Raw genomic sequence first — 26,821 nt, forward strand, 5'->3', positions numbered from 1 at the left:
ATTTTCACCTATCATTTAAAAACCTGATTTATTGATTTTCCAGCTTTTAGCTTTAATTCGTCTTTGCCAGAACTCCCCATATAAACCTTCTTCATTAATTAAATCATTATGAGTTCCTTCCTGTATGATTCTACCGTTATCAATTACAATTATCTGATCGGCATTTTTTATTGTAGACAACTTATGAGCAATCATTACAAGGGTTTTGTTTTTAACAAGTTCATCAATAGCTTTTTGAATATGTTTTTCATTGTCCGGATCAACACTGGCAGTTGCTTCATCAAGAATTATAATAGGCGCATCCTTTAGAATTGCCCTTGCTATGGAAATCCTCTGTTTTTCACCACCTGACAATGAAGATCCTCCTTCACCAATGATAGTATCATAACCATTTTCCAATTCCATTATAAACTCATGGCATCTTGCTTTTTTACAAGCTTCAATTACTTCATCTTTTGTTGCATCCACATCTCCAAATTTTATGTTATTTAAAACTGTGTCATTAAACAGATAAACATTTTGAAATACCATTGACATGTTTTTGAGAAGATTATCTGCAGTCATTTCTTTAATATTGACATTTCCAACCTTTATCTCACCAGAATCCACATCCCAGAATCTTGCAATTAAGTTAGCTATTGTTGTTTTGCCACTACCTGATCTTCCAACAAGAGCTGTCATACTATGCTCCGGAACTTTAAAACTGATGTTGTGCAATATTTCCTGTTCTTCATATGCAAAGCTGACATTTTCAAATTCTATATCAAAATGTTCAAGAGCTATGTCATTTCCACCGCTATCTATGATTTCAAGATTAGAAATGGATTTATATCTCTCTAAAGCTTTTTCCATAATATATATTTGAGGACTTAATCCAGCTAATGATTTAAGAGGCATATAAAACTGGAATATGAAAATAAGTATCATCAACATGAAAATCATGTCCATGCTTTTATTGAGTGCGAAAAATGTGGCGAATAAAATAGTTACTCCAATCCCTATTGAAAAAACATTTTCAAAGATAAGCATTGGAAACCTAGATTTTTTCTCAAATTCAATAGCCGCATCCCTTGTTTTTATAAATTCCCCATTCAATTTTTTAGATCTAACTCCAACCATATTAAATGATTTGATAATTGGAATTCCCTTAATATATTCTATAACTGCATCAATAAGTTTGGATTGAACTTGTAATTTGATGCCTGAGTGAAATTCCATTACTTTTTCATGTCTATTTAGTGCAAACAGCGCTAAAAGTACTGTGATGAGAGAAATAATTCCAATCCTATAATCCAGTATTGTTAAAAATACAACTCCTATAGCTGTATTTAAAAAAGCAGTTACTATTTTTGAAATTTGCATCATGGAATTTTCTTCTATAAAGCTCATATCAGATGTGGCGACTGCTGTAATGTTGCCTATATTACTTTGTGAAAAGTATCCCATCGGAAGTCTTTTTAACTTATCTCCCAATTTCATCCGTTCATCTGCAAAGATTTTAAACCCGATATTTGCTTGAAACTTGTCAATTAAACGCCTTGTTATAGTTCTTAAAATAACGCTCATAACAATGACTATGCCTACAGTCCATATATTATCCATTGTAAGGCTGTTTGAAATTATCTGGTTTAGAACATATAATATCAGCATTATTGGAATAATTGCAAAAATTTCTTCAAAAAATGATAATACAAAAGCTATTTTTAAATTTTTTGAATAGTCCCCTGCAATATTTAGAAGTTCTCTGATGATTTTAATCATGTTGAATTCCAACATTATGTTTCCCCCTTAACATTTATATCCCAGTTTAATGATTCCATGTGAGATTGCCATAGCAATTTATATTGATTAGACTCTTCAAGCAATTTTTCATGTGTTCCTTGCATTAATAGGTTACCATCATCCATTAATATTATATTATCCGATTCGACGATGCTTGAAAGACGATGAGCTATTACGATTAAAGTTTTTTTACCTACAAGTGAATTTAATGCCTCCTGTATTTTATCCTCATTTTCTGAATCGGTGAATGTTGTTGCTTCATCAAGAATTATAATAGGTGCATTCTTTAGAATTGCTCTGGCAATTGTGATTCTTTGTTTTTCACCACCAGAAAGTTTGTTTCCAGCATCTCCAACATCCGTATCATATCCCCTGTCCAATTCCATTATAAAATCATGGCATTGTGCAAGTTTTGAAACAGATATGACTTCCTCATCACTTGCATCAGGCCTTCCGATTCGAATATTTTCCATGATTGATTCGTTGAATAAAAAGGTGTCCTGAGAAACATAACTGATTAAATTCATTAAATTTCCAAATGAAATATCATTTATGTTAATTCCACCTATGGTAATTTCTCCACCATTCAAATCCCAAAAATGAACTAGAAGCCGAGCAAGTGTACTTTTACCACTTCCAGATTCACCAACTAATGCAGTTACAGAATTTTCATCGACTTTGAATGAAACATCTTTGATAACTTCTTTCTTATCATATGCAAAGCAAACATTTTTAAATTCGATGTCATGATTTTCAGGTCTTGATGATTTGTCAGTTATGTGAAGTTCATCTCCACTAAAAGTTTCTTCAAGAGCATCGGTTTGATAATTAAGTCTGGGAATCAATGGTAAAAATGTAACCATCCTTATTAAAGGAGATCCTAAACTAAGTGAGATTAATAATGCAAAGATAAATGTTGAAAGAGCCAAGCTTCCTTGAAAATAAAATAAAGTACCGAAAGGTAATGAAAACAGTATTGTGCATGGCATTACAGCTGCATATACCGCCATGTAATTCCATGATTCATTATACCAGTCAAGAGTATATTTTTTATAGTCTTCAACAGAGGAAGCGTATTTCTCATAGGAACTTGTAGTTCTATTGAAAATCTTTATAACTTCCATTCCGGCAATATACTCAACTATATTGGAATTCATATTTTTTGAAGATTCATAGTAATATTTCATCTTCTCCACACCGGATTTCATCATCAACATTATAGCCACAAGACCTATTGAAGTTGAAGCGACAGTTAAAACACCTAATCTCCAATCAAGAACAAATAGCATAATATATACCAGAATACAAATAATCATGTAAGGTAGCCCTTCAGGAATCATATGGGCTAAAATCAGTTCTACTTGCTCAATATCATCTACAAAGTTTTTTTTATAACTGCCTGTGCCCTTCTGATTTATGACACCTAATGGCAATTTGGTCATTTTTTCAGCAAATTTTATCCTCATACCCAATAAAGTATCGTATGCAGCCTCATGAGAGAAATCCAATCCTTTTATATACAGAACCGATTTTAAAAATAAGAAAAGAATAATGGCGCATCCCATTATTATAAGATACTCAACAGTTATTGAATGCTTTTCAACAAAACTAATGATTATATCATATGTTAAAATAAATGTAATTAATTCTGAAACCACACTGAAAAAAATAAGGAGTATTGCTAAATATATTTTATTTTTATGTTCTTTTGCATAAGAAAAAGTTCTCAAAAAACTACTCATAAATATCCCTCAAAAAAGAAACAGTTTATTAAAACATATAGAGTATTGACCAAAATCAGTTATTTTTAAGCATTTTCCTCTTGATTTTGGCAGATATTCCATAAAATTAAATTTTATTATTGGATAACACCTGTTTTTAAAACAGCATCCCCTATCCATTTAGATAATAATCCTGCAAATACTGCTCCTCCAATAACAGTTTCAACAACAGCAAGCAATTGAATTGTAATGTCCATATTCAATATTCCATAGGATACAAAATATAAAATTCCACCAACAACACTTACCACAATACCTGCAATAGCCATAAACCAGCTTTCAAAGTGTTTATACCTGCCGATTAAGAAAACAATTTCCAATGGCAGTCCATACATTAAAACTTGACCTAACATCATAACACCATATGGGGTAAATGGCACTCCCAATACCATAATAATAAGAGAAGACAATAAAACAACTCCAGGTTTACGTATAAGATATGCCACCAAAATAGGTGGGAAAAATCCTATACCCATAATAAATGGGAAAAATGTTGGAAAAGCCATTAAATAAGCAGTTGCATAAGTTAAAGGAATATTTAATAGTCCTAAAGCTATTGAAAGTACAGCTGTAATCATGATATCATGAGTACTCCATTTACGATTAAAAATTGAAACATTTTCGTTCATAACAAACACCACCATAAAATTAAGCATATTTAGGTATGCCTAAATTTACTGCATATTATACCAATATCATATTATTAATATATATATTTTTTTATTGAAATTGGATTGTTGGCAGAAATTATTGAGTTTTGGCTTTTGTTCAATTTTAAACTGTCTTTTCTATTTTTTTTATCAATGTCATCAACTCAATTTTTGATTTCATGTTTTTTCCTTTTTTATATTACTTTATATGTCTTGTTCAATTGTTATTCGTATTTTTTCCTGTGTAATTTTCAATGTTCAGTCTGTTTTTCATTGTATTACAATTGATTTCGATTCCCCGTGTAGATTGTAGAGTTTTTTGAAATCTTCTATTGTGAAGTTTTTTATCTAATAATGTTGGTTAGTAGTAAATTCTGTTGTTCCGTTTTCTAGTGTTATTGTCAGTATTCTTAAATTTAAGTGTTTTTGTTTTACTGTATTTTTTCTTTTTAGGTCAGGATTGTGGAATTTATTTTAATCTGTCTTTTGTGAGTTCAATTTTTGATTTTTGAGTCATTTTCTGTAATTTTGTATCGTTCGTCAATATAACTTTTATCTTTTAATTTGGGGATGAAACAACTGTTCATGGACATTATGTGTGCGTATAATTTATATTGCGTTGTATTCTATGTCGAAATGAAAATTGATTTATTCTGGTGTGATTAATTCATGGGATGTTTTCTAGGTTTTGGTGCATTAGAGGTAATTCTGCTTGTTTGTAGTTTCCAAGTATTCCATCGAGTATAAATCCGTTTAATAAGTCCATAATTGATGAAAATTTGGCTTGTGCAGGTTTTTCTGTATTTTTTCAGTGACTTTGATTTTGGGATTTGATAGATTATCCAGTAATCTTGATCTTTTCATTTCCTATTTTTCTGGAATTATTGTTGTCTTCTTTCCTGCAGATCTTTTGAACTTTTTCAATGGAAATTTGTTGTGAATTGTCATTATATGGTTCATTATTGATTTTATTTATCAAATCCATTTCATTTAGTGATTTCGAGGATAAATATCTTTTTATTTCTTTATCAGATAAGTTTTCATTGTTTTATTGAATATTCGATTAATTGTTTACCGAATGTGTTGTTCATGTTTTCAATACTGTAATGACATGATGTAATTACAAATTGAATGCATTGTTTTTTGTATTTTACTTCCATGTATGAGTTGCAATTAATTCCTTGAAATCCTGTTACATTTATTTTCTAAAAAAAGCAAAATATTCAGTTTTTATGTCAGTTGTGTTTGGTTTTTTTAAGATCTTTTTCTGGATTTTCAGGATGTGTATTATATTTAATGAATGGTTTTTCCATAGTTTAAATTTAGTTTTTGTCTTGTAATGACCCATATTTGCTTTTCGCTATATGTTATTCCATATTTTTCTTCAATTAAATTTTGTACATCTTTTAAATTATATTTTTCTTCATTCCCAGTTATTATTTCGTTTAATTCTTTTAATTGTTGGTCAGTCAAGTAAGATTTCCTTCCACAATTGGAATAATTTGAAAATAAACCATCAACACCATTTTCATTATACTGTCTAACCCATCGTTCACCAGTTTTTCTTGAAATATTAATGTTTTTTGAGGCTTTAGCAATACTTTCACCGTTTGCAACCATGTGAATTATCAAAAGACGTCGGTAAACATTATAATCTTCTCTGTACTCTTTCAACATATCTGTAATTTCAGAAAGTTCTAAATGTTTTTCAATTTTGTTATTGAATTTTTCCATGAATATATATCTATAATTCATTAGGTATAAACTTTTGATAAGAAACTATAATTTATAAGATATTATGAAATCTGACTAGTTAAGCTAATGCTAGTAGATGAAAATAAAAATAAAATAGAGAATTATTTAATCTCTATTTTTTAACTGTAATTTTTTTACTTACACTGTCTTTTAAATAACTTACTTTGTAAGTGTATTTTTTCCCAATTTTTAGTTTTTTAAGAATGTTTTTCTTAATATTAAAGGTTGCAAGTCCTTTTTTATTGGTTTTTACGTTATATATTTTGCCATTAAATTTTAAAGTGATTTTTTTTCCTTTTAAATATTTTCCATTGATTTTCTTCAAATAAACTTTGATTTTAAGTGTTTTAGCTGATTTTTTAAGTTTTAAATTCTTAGCAATCACTATGCTTTTTACTGTTATTTTGTTAGTTGTTTTAATTCCATTATACAATGATGTTATTGTGTATTTTTTAGAGCTTGGATTTAAATTAATTATAAATGAAGCAAATCCATTTTTATCAGTTTTTGCAAATATTTTCTGACTATTAACTTTGAAAATTATTGTTTTGCCACTTAAAGCCATATTTCCCTGAGTTAATCTAACTTTAAATATATTTCCACTTGTATAAAATGTTACCACATTATTTCCAACCAGTTTAGTTTCTAAAATAGATACAGAAATGTTTTTAGCAAATGATTCATACTTATCATCCCCAGAATATGCAATATTAACATTGTGTTCACCTTCACATAATTCAAGGATTTTAATTTTAGCATTGCCTTTTACTAAAGTTTCAACATAATTTTTACCACCAACACTAACTGTTAAGTTACCAGTTGCATCTAAAGGTAAATTAATAGCAAAATATAGGCTATTGTCTTTAAAAGAATTTATATCCAATACTTTATCAATATTAACGATTTGAACTTTAGATACTTTAATACAAGTTGTGTTTTCATTTGAGCAATATTTATCATCACCTTTGTAATTTAAAATTAGGATATAAGTTCCTTCTTCAGAAAAGCTTAAATTTAAAGTTGAAACACCATTTATAATAGTTAAATTTTGTTTTATATTGTTAAGCTCAACAGTTAGGTTTCCAGTAGCATCATTAGCTAAATTAAAGGTTATATTTACCTCATCACCCACTTTAACATCACTAGGAATTAGGATATTAATTAACGGATTAATCTTATCAACAGTTACAATAACATTTTTTGTTTTTTCTCTGTATTTTTTATTTCCAGAAAACTTCACAATTAAATTATTATTTCCAAAAACTAAATTTGGAATATCAATATTAATAGTACTATTAGTTAATTCTTTTGTATAATTTTTATCCCCTACAAAAACATCAATATTACCATTAGCATCAGCAGGCACAATAATTTTTAAAGTTGCATTTTCACCAACTTTGATTTCACTTGGAGCGATTACATAAATCTGATAATCATCAACTTTAGATACAATAAAATTAACTGAAGTTAAACCATGAATATGATTTACTTTATCAAAAAAGTAAATATTAGCCGTATAATTACCTTCATCTAAATCATTAATAGTTACATTAACTAAAGCTTCATTATTTATACTTAAAGAATGAGTTTTATTATTAATAGTAACATTAACAATGCCAGATATAGCCTCAGGCAAATTTACAGTTATATTTGCATTTTCAGTAGGATGAATATTATTACAGCTTGCATTAATGCCAATATTTTTAAAATTTAAATTAATTATTTGTTCATCTAATTTAGCAGTGATCTTGTTATTTGAAGAATTGCTAGTGTAAATTACTTTAAAAGTACCATTTTCTAAAATTGCAGTCCATGCTAATTCACCTGTATTTGAAGATAAATTAACCACCATAGGTCTTATATTTTTAATAACTTCATTTGTACCATTCCTCATTAATTTACCAATGATTTCATATTTATTATTTCCCAAGTACTTTTCACAAATAGAAAATACCGCATAACTTGAAACTAAACATTTACCAATAGCCCACGTACCTGAAGGATAATAAGTCATCTGCCCACTAAGGGTAACAACATAATTAGGAAGAGTATTTTGACAGAACCAACAATCTTTTAACATTCCTATTTGTGATGTAGTCATCATTCTTGCAAAAAAATGAGACTCAGGATCTTTATCTAAAATACAGTATTTAAATAATGCCTTAACATTAAAATAATATTTTTCAAGAATTATATCACACTTACTAAACTTACAATTAATAAATTCAAAAGGAGAATGGTAAGATAAAACATAAGTACGGTAAAAATTTAAAAAAGTACAATTATGAAATTTGCCATCCATAAATTTACCTTTCACTACATTAAACCAACTATAATTACCACTAATTGGAGTATAATTTTGTACATAACCATAATCTTTTGCATCAAAAGTAATATTAGAAAATGTAAAATTAGAAGACGCAGAAACAAATCCTAGTGACTGTGAATAACTATTAGAGTTAACTGGTTTAATAATAACATTTCCACCATTAATGGATTGCATTAATAAATTACTTGTATTAAATTTTAAGTTTGATCCAACATAATAAATTCCATCAAATATATTAATTTTTACATTACCTTTGCCATTAACATCAATACATGCTAAATCTAGAGTTGCAAAAGGATTTTCATAAGAACCATTACCTCCATCTTCAGTGATGTTTTGACCAACATGAACTTCATAAAACTCTTCAGATGATTTTTGATTATTATTAACTGAACTTAATATGTTCTCATTATCAATATCATTAACAATTATTTCATCTCCATCATAGGTTAATGAACTATTATCATTTGTTGCACTAACTTGCCCAACACAACAAATTAATAAAATCATCATTGTTAAAACAAAAACTTTTAACTGTTTTTTCATCGTTTCACCTTCATTTTAGTATTAAACAATTAATTAAATAAAAAAATAATATAAAAATAACATTATATTATCAATAACATTATTTTTTAACTGCAATTTTTTTATTTGCATTATCCTTTAAGTAAGATACATTATAACTGTATTTTTTTCCAACTTTTAATTTTTTAAGAATGTTTTTCTTAATATTAAAAGTTGCAAGTCCTTTTTTATTGGTTTTTGCGTTATATATTTTGCCCTTGAATTTTAAAGTGATTTTTTTGCCTTTTAAATATTTTCCATTGATTTTATTCAAAGATACTTTAATTTTAAGTGTTTTAGCAGATTTTTTAACTTTTAGATTTTTAGCAGATATTATGCTTTTTACTGTTATTTTATTAGTTGTTTTAACTCCATTATACATTGATATTACGGTGTATTTTTTGGAACTAGGATTTAAATTAATCTTAAATGAAGCATAACCATATTTATCAGTTTTAGCTTGTGTTTTTTTACCGTTTACCATGAAAGTTATGGTTTTACCAACTAAATTTACATTTCCCCAAGTTAGTCTAACTTTATACTTAACCCCACTAGTATACGGCATTATAACATCAAAGCCAGATAACTTCACAGGAGGAATATTTACAACACAGTAATGAATATTCGCTGCATATTTATCATCCCCAAGATATATAATAGAAATATTATGATTTCCAGAAGATAGATCTGGAATTTTTAATAAAGCACTACCTTTGACAAGATTTATAATATAAGCTGTACCATCAACATAGATAGTTAAATTCCCAATTGCATCATCAGGTAGACTAATAGTGAAAATTGAATTTCCATCAGATTGAATCTTGTTATTCATATTAATCATTGGAATATCCTTAACAACAAAACTAGCCAATTTACTAACCTTATTAAATCTCATATCACCACTATATGTGACGTTAATTGAATAATTACCAATTGGTAAATTTGGAATAGTTATTTGAAATACTCCTTTATCAATAATATATTCATATATTTTTTCACCAATTTTAAAAGAGATATTGCCTGATGCTTGATTATTTAAAGTAATTATAATCCTCACATCACCAACAGCAGTACCGTTTTCAACAAAAACAGATAAATTAGGATTAATTAATTCAGAACTATTTAATGCAAAAATACTATTATCCTCAGAAGTGACATAAATCATACCATCAGCATTCATTATTGGATTTCCAGTTATTTTACATCCCAAATCAGACTTCCACAAAACTTTACCATCACTATTGATTCCATAAAACATTTTACCAGAAGCAAAATACAAATTTCCATTATTATCTATTAAAACACCAGAACTTATACTCAAATCACTAACTAAAGATTCGATACCACTAATTAAATCATATTTATATAATTTACCTTGTGAATTAACTGAATATACTCCTTTTTCATGATTCAGAATTATCTTGTTTCCAACACCTCCAGTTACTTTTGTTTTCCACATTCGAGCACCAGAACTGTTATATGCAACAATAAAATCATCATGAATCGTGTAAATTATGTTTCCTTCACCAATAACCGGCTTTACTTTAGCATAATTTCCACTTTTGATAAAAATAGTTTTCAACGTTTTAGCGTCAATTACTCTAAGAGTGTTTTGGGATAAAACAACTATAATATCATCATTTAGTGTTGGTGAAGCAATAGGTTTTACATTACCTAAATCAACTATTTTAATTTGTCCACCATGCTTCCAAGCCTTAAATGGAACTATAACAAGATTATAATTGTTTGATGAAACTTGATACTCACTAACAATGTATAAATTTGCATTAGAATCAATAATAGGTGAAAATAAACTAGATCCTTGATATATATTAGAACTCCCATAAATCTCACCAGTTGTTTGATTTATAAAGTATAATGTATCTCCAGATTTTGGTGAAATTATTACATCCCGACCAATTGTGATTCCTGAAAAATTACCATCATGTGTTCCATATGAACAATTCCATCTTGGAGTTCCATTACTTGTAAAAGAATAAATTCTAGATTTTGTTGCTACATAAATATTGCCTTCATAATCAATCATCAGACTACCAACAATTTCACCACCGATAGTTTGATTCCAAAATACATTACCATTAACTTCACTATCATATATTGATTTTCCACTATTGCTAGTGTCAAAACCTTCATTTACCCATTGGGAATTAGGATAATCCGATACGCTAAATGTGGTGGAATTAGAAACAGTAAAATAATTATTACCTGAATATGTTGCAACAAATGTATATTCACCAATTTCTAAATCTTCAATTATATAAACTAAATTACCAGATAATGGGATTTTTAATGTAACTCCATTAATAGTGAATGTTCCACTTACCTTTGGAGGAACACTAATATAAATAATTGCATCCTGACCAATTTTTATACTGCTGGATGAAATATTAAATGACAGATTAGTCTTATTTATTGTGAAATTATTAATTATTGTTTTATTAAAGTAAGTATCATCACCAGTATAAAATATTACAACATTTTTGATTCCAGCATCAATATTTTCAAAAGTTATTGTTGATTTTCCATTGACAACACTAGATGTATTTGTTTTACCATCAATTGTAGCACTTACATTCCCTGTAGCATTATCATTTAAAGTAATCTGTATAGTAACCATTTCGCCATAAGTAATATCTTCAATTACCGCATCCATAGTTGAATTTAAATTATCTACTTCAAGATTATATGAACTTTCGCTAGATAAATACTTATCATCTCCACTGTAAATAGTTCTGATAAAATAATCCCCTCTACTTACATTTTTCATGGTATATGATGCTTTTGCATTTTCTAAAATTAATGTGTTAACAACACCATTTACTGAAATACTTACATTACCTGTAGCATCATCATTAACAGTGATATTTAAAACAACATCACCACCAACCACAAATTCATTAATTAAAATTTTAGTAAAAGAATTATATTTAGATACTGTAACCGAAGTTGTTTTAATTTGAGGCAAATATTTTTTATCTCCAGTATAGTTAATAATGATTGGATAATTACCTGCTTTTAAATTTTCAAAAATAAATATTGTATTAGCATTTGCAATTTCTTTTACCTGAGTTAAATTGCCAACACAAACTGTTAAATTGCCACTAATATCATTTGGAAGTTTGACTTCAACAACTAAATTATCACCATACATAACATTTTTAGCCTTAAATGAAATATTAGGATCAGATTTTAAAAATTTAAAATTAATCGTGGTGAAAATTCCATTATAACTAGCAGTTAAAGACCCATCATATAACTCTGTTAAGGTATACTCCACTGTAGAATAACAATCTGTAATATTTTTATTAATACTTCCATTAACTGGGATAATTTTTAAATTAAATTTAGGAAAATCCAAATATTCATCGCCATTAACCAGATTAAAACCAAACTGAACTAATGTCACTTGATTTTGCTCAAGAGAATCTGAATTTGAAGTAATATTTAAAATTAACCAATTATCCATTTTTAAATTATTAGGTTTAGTTAAATTATTTAAATTGTTACCCCACCAATTATAATTAACATTAATATTCTCAATGTTACCAGAAATAATATCCTTTTTGTTATTTATTAAAATCGAATTTTTAATTGATGCAAATCCATTATTATAAACTATAACTGCATTATTATTCATAATTATAGAATTAACTATTTCAACAGAAGTAGAATCTATAAATTTAGATACTAAATTATCCATTATTAAACATTTTAAAATAATTAAATTACCGTTATTCTGTTTAACAAAAGTATTTCCAGTTAAATTAACAATATTCATATTTTTAATAGTGAAATTACTGGCATTTACACTAAACATAGACTTTGAAATACTACCAATAAATTTAGCATTACCCTCACCTTTAATTGTCAAATCATTATTTATTTGAAGATCTTCTTCATAAAAATCCCCATCCATAATTAAAATATTTTTACAATTTTTAGAAAGTTCAATTGCTTTTTTAATTGAAAAAACAGGATTCGACCTTGATAATCCATTATTAGCATCATTTCCATAATTTTTTGAAATGAAAATATATTCGCGAGTACTAATTACTGTTAAACTGTTTGATTTATGATTAGAAATACTTGGAATAACATATACAATTAAAAATGTCCAAATCATCAAAATCTAAAGTAAAACTAGTTGAATTTACTGTTTTAAAATACTTATTATCCACATAAACATCATAAAGCGTTTTATCTAAAATATCTGAATCATAATATTGGGGATTAACTAATTTCGAATTAATTTTAAATGAAGCATTATCATCATTAACATCTAATAATTCAAGATTTAACCTTGAAAATTCAATTGAATTTCCCAAATAATAATTATCCGAAATACTTGCATTTGATGAACCTAATTCAACATATAAAACATCACCATATCTAGTATGATTAATGAATTTATTTCCTTCAATGATAACATTTGGAGAACCCCAATCCCCACCTGGATCTAATACACATATTGCTGTACCAATTGAAGCCGCATTTGAAATAAAAGTCGAATTTCTAACCTCTATTGAACCTTCATCCATTATAGAAATTGCTCCTCCACGACCAGTTCCAGTTGTTGATGTGTTATCAAGAGCCCAGCAAAGATTTTCATTATTTTTAAATAAAGAATTTTCAATATAAATATGAGGTGCTGTTTCATAATTACAAGCTCCAATTGCTCCTCCACCATTATTAGTAGTGCAATTATTACCTTCAAATATTGTATTATAAATTTGCAAGTAACTATAAGTATACAATGCTCCACCATTCCAACCAGCTACATTATCTGTGAAATTAGAATCATAAATAGTTGTATTAGCTCCACCATGAGTATGAATTGCTCCAGCCCACCAAAAAGACCTATTTTTATAAAATGTAGTATTGTAAACAGTTAAAAGAGCACAATTATTAATACAACCAGGTTCAGTTCTAGCATAATTATTTCCAAAATAACAATTTTTCACAAACATGTGCGCAGATTTAAAATGATAACGTTCAAAAATACTAGCACAACCAAAATCAGTTGTACAATTAATAAAAGTACAATTATCTAAAGTTGCATAACCTCTTTTTAAATACACAATACAGGAATGACCTAACTTAGTATTAATATTACTAAATGAGCAATTCACCAATGAGTTATTTGATTTACCAGCCATTTGAAGAAATATTGCATCAGGACTGTGCTGTACGTTAATCCATTTAAAATCAATGCCTTTTAATGTTAAACCTGCATTAACCCCATCTTGGACAATAATAGCAGTATATTTGATTAGTTTGGGAATTGATGAATTATCACCAATATATGCTCCAGAACTACCTAAAATAGTAAAATTATTCAAAACTTTAATTTGACAGTTTGAATCAGAAGAATTAGTAGGATAAAAGTTAGTATTTTCCTTTAATTTTACAATATAATCCTTATCTGTTTGTGATGCATAATATTGAAGTTCATCCCAATTATTCACTACAATGACATCAGATCCCGATTTTATTAAATCTGATGAATCATCAGATTTCAATTCATTAGTAATATTACTAACTTCCAGATTGGAAGAATCATCATCTAAAGTTAAATTATCATTAATTTCATTTGCAGATACAATATTAATTCCTAAAAGTAAAACCAACATCAAAAAAATAAAAAACTTTTTCATAATCCACCTCCACTTATGGATCTTAAAATAAAAAAAAAAAATAAAATAGAGAAGAATTAACTCTATTTTTTAACTGTAATTTTTTTACTTACACTATCTTTAAGGTAAGATACGTTGTAAGTGTATTTTTTACCAACTTTTAATTTTTTAAGAACATTCTTCTTAATACTAAAAATCGCTACACCTTTTTTATTGGTTTTTGCTTTATATTTTTTTCCTTTAAATTTTAATGTTATTTTACCTTTTAAATATTTGCCGTTGACTTTTTTCAAAGAAACTTTGATTTTAAGTTTTTTAGCTGATTTTTTAACTTTTAAATTTTTAGCAGAAACAATACTTTTTATAGTGATGTTTTTATTTAATTTGACATTATCATATGTTGCAGTTATTGTGTATTTACCTGGTTTTGCATCAAGTTTTAAGATAGCATATCCATTTTTATCAGTGATGACTGGATAAGTTTTCTTATTGAACTTAATAATTACTTTTTTTCCTTTAACTGCAACACCATTCAAAGTTACAAGAATCTTATATTTGTATCCACTAGTATAGTACATTGTAATATCTTTACCGGTTAATTTAGGTTTAGGAATGTTAATAGTAGTATTTTTAACTATTGGAGCATATTTATCATCACCAGAATAGGTAATTATTATATTATGGTTTCCAGCTGATAATGCAGGAACATTTACAGTAGCACTACCATTAACAAGTGCTTGGGTGTAATTTTTACCATCCACGGTTACAGTTAAATTACCAGTTGCATCAGCAGGTAAATTAATACTGAATGTAGGAGTGGTTGTACCTATTGGGGTTGTGATATTTAATACTTCATCAGTATTGTTTGTTTCAACTTTAGATACGGTAAAATCAGTACTATTCTCATTAGCATCATATTTATTGTCACCCTCATAATTAACAATAACTGAATAAGTTCCTTCTTTTAAAGAAGTGAAAGTTAAAGAAGCAGTACCATTTATTATTGTTAGGTTTTGTTTATCATCATTTACTTGAATAGTTACATTTCCAGTAGCATCAATTGGAAAATTAATTGTTATAATAACATCATCTCCAATTTTAGCTTCACTTGGAGCTATAATATTTATTTGATAATCTTCAATTTTGGATACTGTGAAATTAGTTGAAGCTTCACCATAAACCTGATTTACTTCATCTTTAAATGTGGCATATACAGTGTATTCTCCTTCATTTAAAATCTCATCAACAGTAATATTAACAGAAGATGAGTCTGTAACATTTACTGTATAAGTTTTATTATTAACCACTACGTTAACTATACCATTTGAATTATCAGGTAAAGTCACAGTAATATTGGCATATTGTCCAACAAGAATATCTTCAACACTCACATCAATATCTGCTATTTCAAAATTCAATTCCAATTCTTCAAAGTCTAACTTAGCAGTAACTGTATGGTCTTTAGAATTACTTCTATAAATTACTCTGAAAGTACCATTTTCTAAAACAGCAGTGCCTGGTAATTCACCAGTAGTTGAAGATAAAGTAACATTCATAGGACCTAACTGATCAATACCATCACTTGTACTATCATTCCACATTAATTTACCAACAATCTCATAAGCAGTATCATTAATATAATTTTCAGAAATAGAAAATATCGCATGCCTCTTAATAATACATTTATTAGAATCTGTAATGTTAAAATAAGAAGGAATTTCATTAGAACCTAACCAAACATCTTCAAATATTGCATTATCATTAAAAGTTTTTGCAAATTTAGAATAATTAGCTGAAAAAACACAATATTTAAATAGTTTTTCATACCAAATATTATAAAACATGGATTCTGTCGGACAATCAATATTGATGAATTTACAATTCATGAATGTAATATTTTTACCAAAATAAGCACCAAAAAGATTATTTTTATTGAAACCAGTGAAAGTACAATTATAAAATTCGCCTTTAAGAGTCTCCCCCCTAATATCATAATTACATTTTGAAGCATCAAAAATTAAATTGTTATATTTCCAAAAATTTTTAAGTCCACCAACAATTATATGATTATCATTACGACGTGATTTAATAATTACTTTACCACTAACCGGTTCCATAGTTAAATTACCAAAAGGTTTAACTTCAAAACCTAAACTATAATAAAAATCATAAGTTCCTTCAAAAATTTTGACTATTAGATTATCTTCTTTCCCATTTCCATCTCCATCTAAAATAGCATTATTAGCTATTTCTAAGTTTTTAAAAGGATTATTATAAGATCCATTACCCTTTCCAGTATTTGGCCCAACATAAATAACACGTGGAGAATTTTCTCTAGAGGAATTATCTGATTCATCCCTTAAAACATTATCATTATTTGATTTTACATTTTCATCATCCAAATTATCTTCAACATTCAATGTAGTTTCATCATCCAAATTATCTTCAACATTCAATGTAGTTTCATCATCCATAGATAAATCTATTGAGTGATTACTATTTAATGTATCAGAACCATTGATATCTTCCAAAGCATTTCCTATTTTTGGAGAATTTCCTAAATAAGAACCAGATTTATAAATATTCGCAAAGGGTATTTTTAAATCTATGAAAGAAGATGAAATAGTGTTTATAATGTCTCGGCAATAATTATTACTAACACTATTACCGCTTCCACCACCAATATATACTGCAGCATCACCACAGTTAACAGTACCAGCGGAGTTAATAGTTTTTAAAGCATTATAATGCACAGTAGTATTAACTGCACTCATTAAATAAACCGCATATGTTCCATTTTTAACAAGAATATTATTATTGTATATATCATAGATATGATTTCCAGAAGTCCATTGAGCGTAACTAACTCCAAATGCATTGAATGATGGATTATAACCTGCAACATTATTAACAAGAATAGTGTTGCCAGTTACATTAGCATAATCATCTTGTAATTCCATGCCAGATACTAATGACCATGAATCAGTTCCTGCAGAACCTGTAACATCAATATTATTGCCAACAATAGTTAAACTAGTATCTCCATAGTAATTTTGGGAATAAATACCAAGATTAGGACCATTATTAACAGTGGTAATGTTGTTATTAGAAATAACTACACCTGTGTGTGAACCAGTGAGTTGAACACCATATGCTGCTCCAGTACCATTATTAACAATAAATCCTCCACCATCACTATTAAGTCTAATTTTATTAGCATCAATTACAATATTATAACATTTATACACGTCTACAGCATACAAATAGTTAGCTTGGTTATGTTGAGTGACTTTATCAATTTCAACAATGTCATTATGACCAATATATGAATCATTTGAATCAACAATAATAACAGAATCTAAAGTTGGATAGCTTCCTGCCCTGCAGGATACATTTATACGCATCACATTGTTAGTAAAGTTCAAATTGTTGGATGATTGTATAGCTGCGCCCGCAACAAGATCTGTTGCAATGTTTGGAAAAGTAATGCCTGGAACGTTAAAATTAACATCCTTAAGAGGCAAATAAGCATTTATAGTATTATTTGCAATTTTTGCATTTTGACTATCCTTAACCCTAATTACATAGTTATAATAATTAGAGTTAGCATAGGGAACAGTATAATTAATTGTATTATTTAATAACTTTACATAATTAGAATTCAAAACATCAATTCCATGAAAATCAACACCATTAGGAGCAGTGACATTTATAAATAGATTTTTTACCTCAATGTTATTTCTGTTAATATAAATTACTGCCCCATTACCAGTCCAATTATCACCACTAAATTTGGCTCCATTAAGAGATAACCCCTCAGCAGTTAATTTAAAGCCAGTGTTTTGGAATACAGTATCATTTGAAAAATATAATCCTATATTCCTATTAATCACAAAGTTTTTAAAAGGAATATCTATAAATGAACCCCTGAATCTTAAAGCATCACACTGTGAACTAACATTTAAGCTTCCATCGGAATTAAAGAAATTAGTATATGTAGTATTAGTTACAGTGTACATTACACTTAAATTTAGTACACCATTATTTACATTAGTTCTATTTAAATTATTTTCATCAACTGTAATCACATTCTTTTCAACGTCTACAAGTGATTCATCAGCAACATCTGCTCCAATAACATCACTTTCCTCAATTATTGCACTTTCATTTGTATCTGTTGCACTAACTGTACCAACACAACAAATTAAAATGATAGCCAATATCAGCAATATATTTAATTTTTTCATTAAATTCACCTGTTTTAGAATATTAATTGAAATTGCAAATTTTTTTAAAAAAAGATGCAAAAAGTTCAACTACCAATAAATTAATTAGAAAATTTAGTTAAACTCAAATCATATAAATGATATGTTATAAAACTCAAATTCTGATAAAATTACTTATTTTAAAATAAAATTAACAAAAAATTAAAAATATTTTTTTATAGAATACTTTAAAATTATTCTGTTAAACTTTATTTAATTAATACTTTATTTTACTCATATATAAATGTGTTGAATATTAATAGTAATATAATCTAAAAAATATAAGATTATTTTCATAAAATTTATTAAAAATTAAACATTTTAATATAAATATTTTAAAATAATAGTTTATTTTCATTAAATTTTTTAAAAATTTAATTTTAAAGACAATTATAAAGAGTGTCCACCTAAATTGATTTTTTATTGCATTGCCTGTTGAACTCATATTTTAAACTTTCTACTAACAATCAACCCAGTTAATTTAAGAAATTTATTTTTTAATTTTTAATTATATTATTTTATTTTCTTATTTTTTCTTATTGAAATCTTTTATTTGATATTATATTATGTTATATGGTTTATTTTTTATTTTATTACTTGTTTTAGGGGGTTTTTTGATTTTTCATTGATTTTTCATTTTTGATTATTTTTTTTGTTCTAAATTCATTTAATTTACTTGTAATTAGACATAATTATTTTAATAGTTTTTAAATTAGTTTAAATTATTTTATATCTAATTTTCAAGTATTGTCAACAGTTAATATTAAATATTGGTAAATTATATTTTTATATAATAGTTATTTAGAATTTCATGATTTTTTTTTGATTTAGGAGTTGTTTTTGATGATAAATTTCATGGAATATTGTAATGAAACTTGGGCAAACTTAGATAAATATGAAAATCGAAAATTATATAATATGATGATGGAAAAGTGCATTTTGTTCGAAATCGAAAAACTACTTTAGAAAGTATAATCAAATATCTTTTCTATGATTGTGGTCGAACAACTGCTGTAGAAGCTATAAAATTTTATTAGAAGTGATAAGAAGGATAAAAATATGACTTTAACTAAATCCGATATTTTATCAAAGAAGAAAATTGCTTAATCATATTTGCTATGTAGACATGAATGAAGACTTTATCGACGGAATTTACAATGACCCGGATAGACCAGGTCTTTATAAAAGATATTCAATACTGGCAGGTGATACCAGCATCTGCGATGCACCAAATATTGGATACACAGAAAAACAACTAAAAGAATTAAATAACCCTCACCTCAATAGATTAAAAAAGGAATTAATCAGATTTTAGAGTCCTCATGCATAAGCAGATACACAAACAGATTTCATATTAACCTCTACAATAACCAATAGTAAAAAAAAAAAAAAAAAATAAACGAAGTAGAACTAGCATTAAAACATTTAGACAATTTAAATCAAAGAATAAATATGACCAACACCATCCACAACCTACGACAGAGGATATGCCTCTCTTGAACTAATGCTAAAACACATGAGTATAAATTCCCATTTCATAATACGCTTAAGAGTAGATGACTTTCAACATGAACGAAAGAACATGAAAACCAACGATGAAACCATAGACATCACAATAAACTCAATACGCACAAAAAACTTCCATGATGAAGAAACCAAGAAAAAAGCATTAGAATCACAAAGTGCTGAGATACGAATAACAGAAATAGAACTCGAAACCAAAAAAGGAAAAAAAAATACACAGAAATACTTGCAAGCATATTTACCATTCGAAAAATTCACCACACAAGATTTTAAAAGAATTATACAACAAAAGATGGAAAATAGAAACCAATTTTGACAGATTAAAAAACATAATCCACATAGAAAACTTCAGCAGACCCTCAGAAGAAATAATACAACAAGGACTTCTACGCCAACATATTCATGTTTAATTACTTAATGGCAATGAAACTCGACGCAGACCAAAAAATACAAGAAAAACACAAAGATAAAAACTTAAAACACAAATACAAAACCAATCTCAACATTTTATTCAAACTAATAAAACTAGACATACCTGACCTCTTATCAAACGACCCCAAAGAAAGAAAAGATGCCGTTAAAAGAATACTAAACACGGCACAATCAAATTTAGTAGAAAAAAATAGAAAAAATGACCGAAACCATGATAGACAGGTCAAAGATCCAACTAACAAATTCCCCCCAACCCAACGCAGAGGTGAATAAAAAAAAATATTTTTCAAATTATCTCTTAAATTAACTGGGTTGACTAACAATCAATATTTCACTGCTGTTTTAGTTTTCTTTATTTGAAAACATCCTCCATTTAATTTGAACGCATTTTTTCTACATATTTTTTGAAAAGTTGAAAAAGAAACATGAAAAGCATTAAAAATAAGTATTTTAAGAAAATATTAAATAATAGCTTTTAAAATAAATAATAATTGAATAAATTAAAACAAGTGTTATTATGAAAGATTCAATAAAAGCACATTTAATCATATTTTTAATAATTGCAGTTATTGCATTTTGTATTAGTTCTGCATTTGCAACATTAACAATACACGAAGATAATGACTCATATAAATTGATACCCATAAATAATGATTCATTTAACCCGGAAGAAATTGACTATGTGCCAACAATCAAACCAAAAAATACAACCAATACTACAAATAACACTACTTTAACAAACAACACTACAGATATAAACAATACAATAGATAAAATTTGGAACGACAGTGAAGAATGGATAGGATCTTGGAGCGACTGATAAAATGAAGGATAAAAAGAAATTTATCAGAGATAGTGTCTATGGAGATATTAGCCTAAACCGTTTTGAAGTAAAAATAATGGATATGCCTCAATTCCAACGTTTAAGAAGAATAAAACAGCTTGGATTAATAAGTTTAATTTATCCTGGAGCAACACATACAAGATTTGAACATTGCGTTGGAACAATGAATCTTGGATCTAAACTTGCAGAAGAACTAGATTTAAGTAGAGATGAAATAGAGTTGATTAGGGCTTCATCACTTCTACACGATATAGGTCATGGTCCATTTTCCCATGTATCCGAAGGAGTATTATCTGTTCCCCATGAAGAATTATCAAAATACGTAATTATAAAAACATCAATGAGAGACTTGCTTGAAGAAAAATTCGACGTTGACGAAATTGTAGACATTATTAACGGAAAGGGAACCTTGGGTCCGATCGTTTCAGGGGAACTTGATGTGGATAGAATGGATTACCTTCTAAGAGATTCCCACAATACAGGAGTTTCTTATGGAATAATCGATTACGAAAGAATAATCTCCAATTTGAAATTACAGGACGGATTGATTCTTGACATTAAAGGCGTTCAAGCAGCAGAAGGAGCGTTGGTTTCAAGATATTTCATGTATCCAAGCGTATATCAACATCACACAACCAGAATTGTAAATTCAATGTTTAGAAGAGCATTGAAAAGAACAATTGATGAAGACATCATCGATGAGAAAAAGATGTATAAATATGATGATTCAGACATTATCGCAACATTTAGACACTGCGACAATGAATATGCAAATGATATAATGAACAGATTAGATAACAGAATCATTCCAAAAAGAGTTAAAACAATACGTTTAGACAATTTTAAATTCCCCGAAAAGATGTACAAAATCAAAGCAGAATCCCTTAGAAAAGCAGAGGAGGAAATAGCTGAAGATTTTGAACTTGATAAAGATTATGTCTTTATAAACATTGCCGAATACCCCCGTTTTGATGAGATGAAAACTCAAGTTAATGTTGATGGCAAATTATTCCCATTGACTGAAATATCCAACATAATCGGAGCGTTAAGTAAAGCAAGATTTAACATACCAGACATTAGTGTCTACGTTCCACAAGAAGAAAAGTCAAAATTAGAGAAACTAAAATTAGACCATTATTTAGATTTGCCTGAAATTGACCGTGAGAAATTCCACGGAATACATTATGACCAAATTAAGCTATTCTAGGAGAAAAATATGATAGTCATTGCAATTACTGGAGCTAGTGGAGTTATATATGGAATAAAACTCCTTGAAGCTTTAAAAAAATTAAATATCGAAAACAGTTTAGTCATAAGTGATGCAGCTAAAATTGTTATCGAATCGGAAACCGATTACAAAGTAGAAGACATTATAAAGTTAACTGACAAATACTATGAGTTCAATGATTTAACCGCCTCCATAAATAGTGGATCATTTAAAGTGGACGGCCTAGCAATTGTTCCCTGCTCAATGAAAACATTATCCTCAATTGCTAATGGATATGGTGCAAATACAATAACAAGAGTTGCTGACGTGAGTTTGAAAGAAAGAAGACCAACTGTTATTGTTCCTCGTGAAACACCACTTAGAAGCATACATTTACAAAACATGTTAACATTATCACAAGAAGGAGCCATTATTTTACCTGCAATGCCCGGTTTTTACTCGGCACATGACAGCGCCGATGAACTGATTAATTTTATTGTTGGAAAAATCTTAGATTCCTTAAAAATTGAAAATAACTTATTTAAAAGGTGGGAATAAATGTTAGAAGATAAGGATTTTATTAAATCCTGTGATGTTCCAGGTCCCACAAAAGAAGCAGTAAGGGCAATAATTGTGTATAAATCAGAAGTAACCCCTACAGACAGAGTTGTTGATTGCGGATGTGGAACTGGTGGAATAACCTGTGAATTTGCCCAAAGAGCAGGTGATGTGATTTCAATTGACACCAATCCAGAAGCGATTGAAGTAACCTCTAAAAATCTTAAAAAGTTTGGACTTGGAAATAATGTCACATTAATTAATGATGATGGCGCAAATGTCCTAAAATATATTGACAATATTGATATTACCGTTGTTGGAGGCAGCGGCAGGCAGTTAGAAAATATCCTGGACATTGTTCATGAAAAATTAAACCCTGAAGGGAGAATCATAATTACAGCTATTTTAGTAGACACTAAAGTTGAAGCCATAAATAAACTTAAAGATTTAGGATATAATCCGAAAATTACGGAAGTTAATGTTTCCAATGGACGAGTCCTTGATCGTGGAATTTTAATGATTAGTGAAAATCCAATAGCTATAATAACAGCTAAAAAGAGATAAAAAAAATTGGAGACTGCAATATGGAAAAGCATTTGAGTTGGAAAGCGAAATTTTCAATATTAATGGTTGTTTTAATCATCGTGATATATGGATCTAATTATTTAGTGCTTGGGGATGCTGAACATATTATTTCATATGTTTGGACACATTTAGGTTTCATCCCCGTTGATATCTTGCTTGTAGCATTTTTACTTGATGAAATTATTGAAAGAAAAGAAAAAGAAGCTATGCTTGAAAAATTAGACATGTTAATGAGTACATTCTTTTCTGAAGTTGGAAATAACTTGATTAAGCAATTAAGTACTGTTAATGAACATAAAGCAAATACTGAAAATTTAAAATCAATTAAAACATGGGATGAAGAAGATTTTGACAATAAATTAAATGAACTTAAAGAGTCTTCTGTTCGGTTTAAAGCAGAAATCTCCCCTGAAGAAAGGGAAGAGTTTTTGGATAGTTTGAGAACACTTCTTGCAAGTAAAAGAGAATTAATTATTAACTTAATCAACAATCCCAATTTACTTGAAAAAGAAGAGTTTACTAGTTTAATTACTGCGATTCTTCACTTAGATGAAGAATTAGAACACAGGAAAGATTTAGCTCTTGTTAATGATACTGATTTCAACCATTTAAATGGAGATATGGAAAGAGTATACAACATACTGATTCATGAGTGGGTTTATTATTTGAAATACCTATACAAACATTACCCCTACATGATTGCATTGATGATACGTACCAATCCGTTTGATGAAACTGCAGATGTATATGTTAAATAATAAAAATTTTGGGATTTAATATGACTAATGAAAATATTAAATCTTGCATCATTTTATGTGGAGGCAAAAGCAGTAGAATGGGTCAAGATAAGGGTTCTATGATTATTCAAAATAATCCTATGATCAAACATGTCCTTTCTACTTTAAACCACCACATCAGTGAAGTTGTAATTGTTTTAAACGACGAATCCAGAATAAATAAATATAGTGAATTTATTAACCCTGACGACTACGCCTATGCCATCACATTTGTTGAAGATAAAATCAAAAATAAAGGACCTATGCCTGGGATAATGACTGGACTTTCAAATATAAACAGCGATTATGCATTAATACTGCCTTGTGATAGTCCTTATGTTTCAACAAAATATATTGATACTATCTTTAATGAAATTGAAGATACATACCAAGCTATTGTACCCTACCATGACAGTGCCAACAAATTAAAAACATCAGAACCTCTTCATTCAATATACAGCAAAAATATTATTGGAGAAATTGATGAATTAATCAAAAATGATGTTTTGCACATTAAAGGATTAATTGAAAAAATAGATACAAAATTTCTATTAATCGATGATGAAAAAATAGAAAAAAAAGAATTTAGAAATCTTAACCATCCCGAAGACCTTTAAAGATTTTCCATTAACTCTTTTGTTTTTGTTACTGCCAAATTAACGGCAGAAAGAATATCTTCCTTAGTTAATGGTTCATCTCCGCCTTTCTGCATTGAACAGATGTGACCATCTTTTGTAACGCCAACATTTAAACGAGCAGATGCTACTTGTTGTTCGGATAATGTTGGATCGATAACCATTTTATCACCAATTTTAACGAAAGTGCATAAAGCCAATTCATTGTTAATAGGTAAATCAAATGTTTCATCTTCACTTAAAACAACTTCATCATCAACGACATTAGCAACAGGCAATTTAGTAGATTTTAAAGCAGCCATGACAGCTAATTCGCATGCATCAAAAAGGTTTCCGCAGTTATCAATAATATGCAAATCAATAAATAGCATCCAAACATGTTTTCCTTCTTCAACACATAATTTATCCAAATCAACCAATTCACTTTCACGAATACCTCTGTCAACTACACGTGCAAGTTCAATTGAATCGTCACTAGGTGGTCCTGGTTCGAAAGTAGGATCGGCCATTGGTAACATTTCACAATTGGTCATTAAAACTCCTAAATTCGGAGTGTCTGGAAATGGACTTCCAATTTGTGGTTTAATACCCACAATAACCTGAGTTCCACCTAATTTAACACGAGCTGAACCTTCAGCTTTAGAAATAACATTAGTTTCAACAGAAATGTCCCTATATTCATCAATTGCCCTGTTATCCTCTCTTTTATCATTATGGACAAGGTCAACAATACTTCTTCTTGTAATTTCCGGTACTATCTCCATATTTCCACCTTATTCTATAGAATATCTTTTCATTAAAGCTTCTTTTTGAACTTTGTTAACTTCAAGACATCCTTCCATAGCTAAACTAATAGCTTTTTCAAATTCTTCTCCAGTCAAGTCACCGTCACTTTGTAATAATGTGATTTCACCAGTTCTTGGCATCATAGCTATAGGAACATCAGCTTGACCTTCTTTATCTTCTTTTTCAGATAAGTCAAGGACAATTTCATCTTGAACTTTACCTGCAGCACATCCTACAACAATATCCCTCATTGGAATTCCTGCATCAACAAGTGCAACAGAAGCTGCTGTAATTCCAGCACAACGAGTTCCACCTTCAGCTTCTATTACTTCTATATAAACATCAATCATTGAACGAGGATAGTTTTCCAACATTAATGCTGGTCTTAAAGCATCGGCGGTGATTTTGGAAATCTCAGTGGATCTTCTATCAGGCCCAGGTCTTTTCCTATCATCTACTGAAAATGGAGCCATATTATATCTGCATCTAATTACACCAGTATTTGGCTTAAGTAATCTTCTAATGTATGATTCTCTAGGACCATATACAGCTACTAATATTTTATTTCCTCCAACTTCCAAATAAGCTGAACCGTCTGCACGTTCAAGCACTCCAGCTTCAATTTTAATAGGACGTAATTCATCAAATTTCCTACCATCATCTCTAATATCTGACATCGTATCAACCTCTAATC

At 28.5% G+C, this 26,821-nt stretch carries 20 protein-coding genes; 9 read left to right on the forward strand and 11 right to left on the reverse strand.

What is annotated here, in order from left to right; all coding sequences use genetic code 11:
* Nucleotides 1–15: 15 nt before the first annotated feature.
* From Q9969_RS03450 to Q9969_RS03490, 9 genes are all read right to left on the reverse strand, one after another.
* A complete protein-coding gene (locus tag Q9969_RS03450) occupies nt 16–1,776 on the reverse strand; it encodes an ABC transporter ATP-binding protein (RefSeq protein ID WP_305513738.1) in 1,761 nt (586 codons plus the stop codon).
* Complete coding sequence (locus tag Q9969_RS03455) at nt 1,776–3,524, reverse strand: ABC transporter ATP-binding protein (protein WP_305554459.1); 1,749 nt, start codon at nt 3,522–3,524, stop codon at nt 1,776–1,778. The genes Q9969_RS03450 and Q9969_RS03455 overlap by 1 nt, the downstream gene beginning before the upstream one ends.
* A gap of 116 nt (nt 3,525–3,640) precedes the next feature.
* A complete protein-coding gene (locus Q9969_RS03460) occupies nt 3,641–4,192 on the reverse strand; it encodes an ECF transporter S component (protein WP_305513742.1) in 552 nt (183 codons plus the stop codon).
* An 859-nt stretch (nt 4,193–5,051) separates the two neighbouring features.
* On the reverse strand, nt 5,052–5,198 hold the full coding sequence (locus tag Q9969_RS03465; RefSeq protein ID WP_305513744.1) for a hypothetical protein: 147 nt from the start codon (nt 5,196–5,198) through the stop codon (nt 5,052–5,054).
* Between the two features lie 308 nt (nt 5,199–5,506).
* Entirely contained in the window at nt 5,507–5,968 is a 462-nt protein-coding gene (locus Q9969_RS03470; RefSeq protein ID WP_305554462.1) for a helix-turn-helix domain-containing protein, read from the reverse strand.
* Nucleotides 5,969–6,080: 112 nt separating this feature from the next.
* Nucleotides 6,081–8,843 carry an Ig-like domain-containing protein gene (locus Q9969_RS03475; RefSeq protein ID WP_305554465.1) on the reverse strand — a complete coding sequence of 921 codons (2,763 nt, stop codon included), beginning with the start codon at nt 8,841–8,843 and terminating at the stop codon, nt 6,081–6,083.
* 79 nt (nt 8,844–8,922) lie between these two features.
* Complete coding sequence (locus Q9969_RS03480) at nt 8,923–13,005, reverse strand: Ig-like domain repeat protein (RefSeq protein WP_305554467.1); 4,083 nt, start codon at nt 13,003–13,005, stop codon at nt 8,923–8,925.
* The gene (locus tag Q9969_RS03485; protein ID WP_305554469.1) at nt 12,959–14,536 is read right to left on the reverse strand and encodes a hypothetical protein; all 1,578 of its coding nucleotides are present in this window, start codon (nt 14,534–14,536) and stop codon (nt 12,959–12,961) included. Before Q9969_RS03485 ends, Q9969_RS03480 begins: the two co-directional genes overlap by 47 nt.
* Before the next feature lie 62 nt (nt 14,537–14,598).
* Nucleotides 14,599–18,762, reverse strand: coding sequence for an Ig-like domain-containing protein (locus Q9969_RS03490; protein ID WP_305554472.1), 4,164 nt, complete (start codon nt 18,760–18,762; stop codon nt 14,599–14,601).
* A gap of 1,144 nt (nt 18,763–19,906) precedes the next feature.
* Between Q9969_RS03490 and Q9969_RS03495 the strand changes: the two genes are divergently transcribed.
* The 9 genes from Q9969_RS03495 (at nt 19,907) to Q9969_RS03535 (ending at nt 25,323) form a co-directional block, all read left to right on the forward strand.
* On the forward strand, nt 19,907–20,095 hold the full coding sequence (locus tag Q9969_RS03495; RefSeq protein ID WP_305554475.1) for a hypothetical protein: 189 nt from the start codon (nt 19,907–19,909) through the stop codon (nt 20,093–20,095).
* A 267-nt stretch (nt 20,096–20,362) separates the two neighbouring features.
* Nucleotides 20,363–20,620 (forward strand): hypothetical protein, encoded by a 258-nt coding sequence (locus tag Q9969_RS03500; RefSeq protein WP_305554478.1) that lies wholly within the window; start codon nt 20,363–20,365, stop codon nt 20,618–20,620.
* A gap of 101 nt (nt 20,621–20,721) precedes the next feature.
* On the forward strand, nt 20,722–21,009 hold the full coding sequence (locus Q9969_RS03505) for a hypothetical protein (RefSeq protein WP_305554481.1): 288 nt from the start codon (nt 20,722–20,724) through the stop codon (nt 21,007–21,009).
* Between the two features lie 244 nt (nt 21,010–21,253).
* On the forward strand, nt 21,254–21,556 hold the full coding sequence (locus Q9969_RS03510; protein ID WP_305554484.1) for a hypothetical protein: 303 nt from the start codon (nt 21,254–21,256) through the stop codon (nt 21,554–21,556).
* A gap of 4 nt (nt 21,557–21,560) precedes the next feature.
* Complete coding sequence (locus tag Q9969_RS03515) at nt 21,561–22,787, forward strand: HD domain-containing protein (RefSeq protein ID WP_305554487.1); 1,227 nt, start codon at nt 21,561–21,563, stop codon at nt 22,785–22,787.
* 9 nt (nt 22,788–22,796) lie between these two features.
* A complete protein-coding gene (locus tag Q9969_RS03520; RefSeq protein WP_305514136.1) occupies nt 22,797–23,345 on the forward strand; it encodes a UbiX family flavin prenyltransferase in 549 nt (182 codons plus the stop codon).
* Nucleotides 23,346–23,909 carry a precorrin-6Y C5,15-methyltransferase (decarboxylating) subunit CbiT gene (gene cbiT / locus Q9969_RS03525; RefSeq protein ID WP_305554490.1) on the forward strand — a complete coding sequence of 188 codons (564 nt, stop codon included), beginning with the start codon at nt 23,346–23,348 and terminating at the stop codon, nt 23,907–23,909. It begins immediately after the preceding gene.
* Between the two features lie 20 nt (nt 23,910–23,929).
* The gene (locus Q9969_RS03530) at nt 23,930–24,688 is read left to right on the forward strand and encodes a hypothetical protein (protein WP_305514134.1); all 759 of its coding nucleotides are present in this window, start codon (nt 23,930–23,932) and stop codon (nt 24,686–24,688) included.
* Nucleotides 24,689–24,708: 20 nt separating this feature from the next.
* The gene (locus tag Q9969_RS03535) at nt 24,709–25,323 is read left to right on the forward strand and encodes a molybdenum cofactor guanylyltransferase (protein WP_305554493.1); all 615 of its coding nucleotides are present in this window, start codon (nt 24,709–24,711) and stop codon (nt 25,321–25,323) included.
* Here Q9969_RS03535 and rrp42 read toward each other — a convergent pair.
* Nucleotides 25,320–26,105: an exosome complex protein Rrp42 gene (rrp42, locus tag Q9969_RS03540; protein WP_305554496.1), complete on the reverse strand. Its 786-nt coding sequence runs from the start codon at nt 26,103–26,105 to the stop codon at nt 25,320–25,322. The two genes, Q9969_RS03535 and rrp42, sit on opposite strands and share 4 nt — an antisense overlap.
* A 9-nt stretch (nt 26,106–26,114) precedes the next feature.
* Complete coding sequence (rrp41, locus tag Q9969_RS03545; RefSeq protein ID WP_305514128.1) at nt 26,115–26,804, reverse strand: exosome complex exonuclease Rrp41; 690 nt, start codon at nt 26,802–26,804, stop codon at nt 26,115–26,117.
* Nucleotides 26,805–26,821 lie beyond the last annotated feature (17 nt).

It is taken from the genome of Methanobrevibacter sp. V74 (assembly GCF_963082495.1).
Classification (GTDB): Archaea; Methanobacteriota; Methanobacteria; order Methanobacteriales; family Methanobacteriaceae; genus Methanocatella.

What these genes read in the sequence shown, in the direction of transcription:
- Q9969_RS03450 (WP_305513738.1), bottom strand. Translation starts at nt 1,776, where the DNA reads ATGTTGGAATTCAACATGATTAAAATCATCAGAGAACTTCTAAATATT.
- Q9969_RS03455 (WP_305554459.1), bottom strand. Translation starts at nt 3,524, where the DNA reads ATGAGTAGTTTTTTGAGAACTTTTTCTTATGCAAAAGAACATAAAAAT.
- Q9969_RS03460 (WP_305513742.1), bottom strand. Translation starts at nt 4,192, where the DNA reads ATGAACGAAAATGTTTCAATTTTTAATCGTAAATGGAGTACTCATGAT.
- Q9969_RS03465 (WP_305513744.1), bottom strand. Translation starts at nt 5,198, where the DNA reads ATGGATTTGATAAATAAAATCAATAATGAACCATATAATGACAATTCA.
- Q9969_RS03470 (WP_305554462.1), bottom strand. Translation starts at nt 5,968, where the DNA reads ATGAATTATAGATATATATTCATGGAAAAATTCAATAACAAAATTGAA.
- Q9969_RS03475 (WP_305554465.1), bottom strand. Translation starts at nt 8,843, where the DNA reads ATGAAAAAACAGTTAAAAGTTTTTGTTTTAACAATGATGATTTTATTA.
- Q9969_RS03480 (WP_305554467.1), bottom strand. Translation starts at nt 13,005, where the DNA reads ATGATTTGGACATTTTTAATTGTATATGTTATTCCAAGTATTTCTAAT.
- Q9969_RS03485 (WP_305554469.1), bottom strand. Translation starts at nt 14,536, where the DNA reads ATGAAAAAGTTTTTTATTTTTTTGATGTTGGTTTTACTTTTAGGAATT.
- Q9969_RS03490 (WP_305554472.1), bottom strand. Translation starts at nt 18,762, where the DNA reads ATGAAAAAATTAAATATATTGCTGATATTGGCTATCATTTTAATTTGT.
- Q9969_RS03495 (WP_305554475.1), top strand. Translation starts at nt 19,907, where the DNA reads ATGAATGAAGACTTTATCGACGGAATTTACAATGACCCGGATAGACCA.
- Q9969_RS03500 (WP_305554478.1), top strand. Translation starts at nt 20,363, where the DNA reads ATGAAAACCAACGATGAAACCATAGACATCACAATAAACTCAATACGC.
- Q9969_RS03505 (WP_305554481.1), top strand. Translation starts at nt 20,722, where the DNA reads ATGGCAATGAAACTCGACGCAGACCAAAAAATACAAGAAAAACACAAA.
- Q9969_RS03510 (WP_305554484.1), top strand. Translation starts at nt 21,254, where the DNA reads ATGAAAGATTCAATAAAAGCACATTTAATCATATTTTTAATAATTGCA.
- Q9969_RS03515 (WP_305554487.1), top strand. Translation starts at nt 21,561, where the DNA reads ATGAAGGATAAAAAGAAATTTATCAGAGATAGTGTCTATGGAGATATT.
- Q9969_RS03520 (WP_305514136.1), top strand. Translation starts at nt 22,797, where the DNA reads ATGATAGTCATTGCAATTACTGGAGCTAGTGGAGTTATATATGGAATA.
- cbiT (WP_305554490.1), top strand. Translation starts at nt 23,346, where the DNA reads ATGTTAGAAGATAAGGATTTTATTAAATCCTGTGATGTTCCAGGTCCC.
- Q9969_RS03530 (WP_305514134.1), top strand. Translation starts at nt 23,930, where the DNA reads ATGGAAAAGCATTTGAGTTGGAAAGCGAAATTTTCAATATTAATGGTT.
- Q9969_RS03535 (WP_305554493.1), top strand. Translation starts at nt 24,709, where the DNA reads ATGACTAATGAAAATATTAAATCTTGCATCATTTTATGTGGAGGCAAA.
- rrp42 (WP_305554496.1), bottom strand. Translation starts at nt 26,105, where the DNA reads ATGGAGATAGTACCGGAAATTACAAGAAGAAGTATTGTTGACCTTGTC.
- rrp41 (WP_305514128.1), bottom strand. Translation starts at nt 26,804, where the DNA reads ATGTCAGATATTAGAGATGATGGTAGGAAATTTGATGAATTACGTCCT.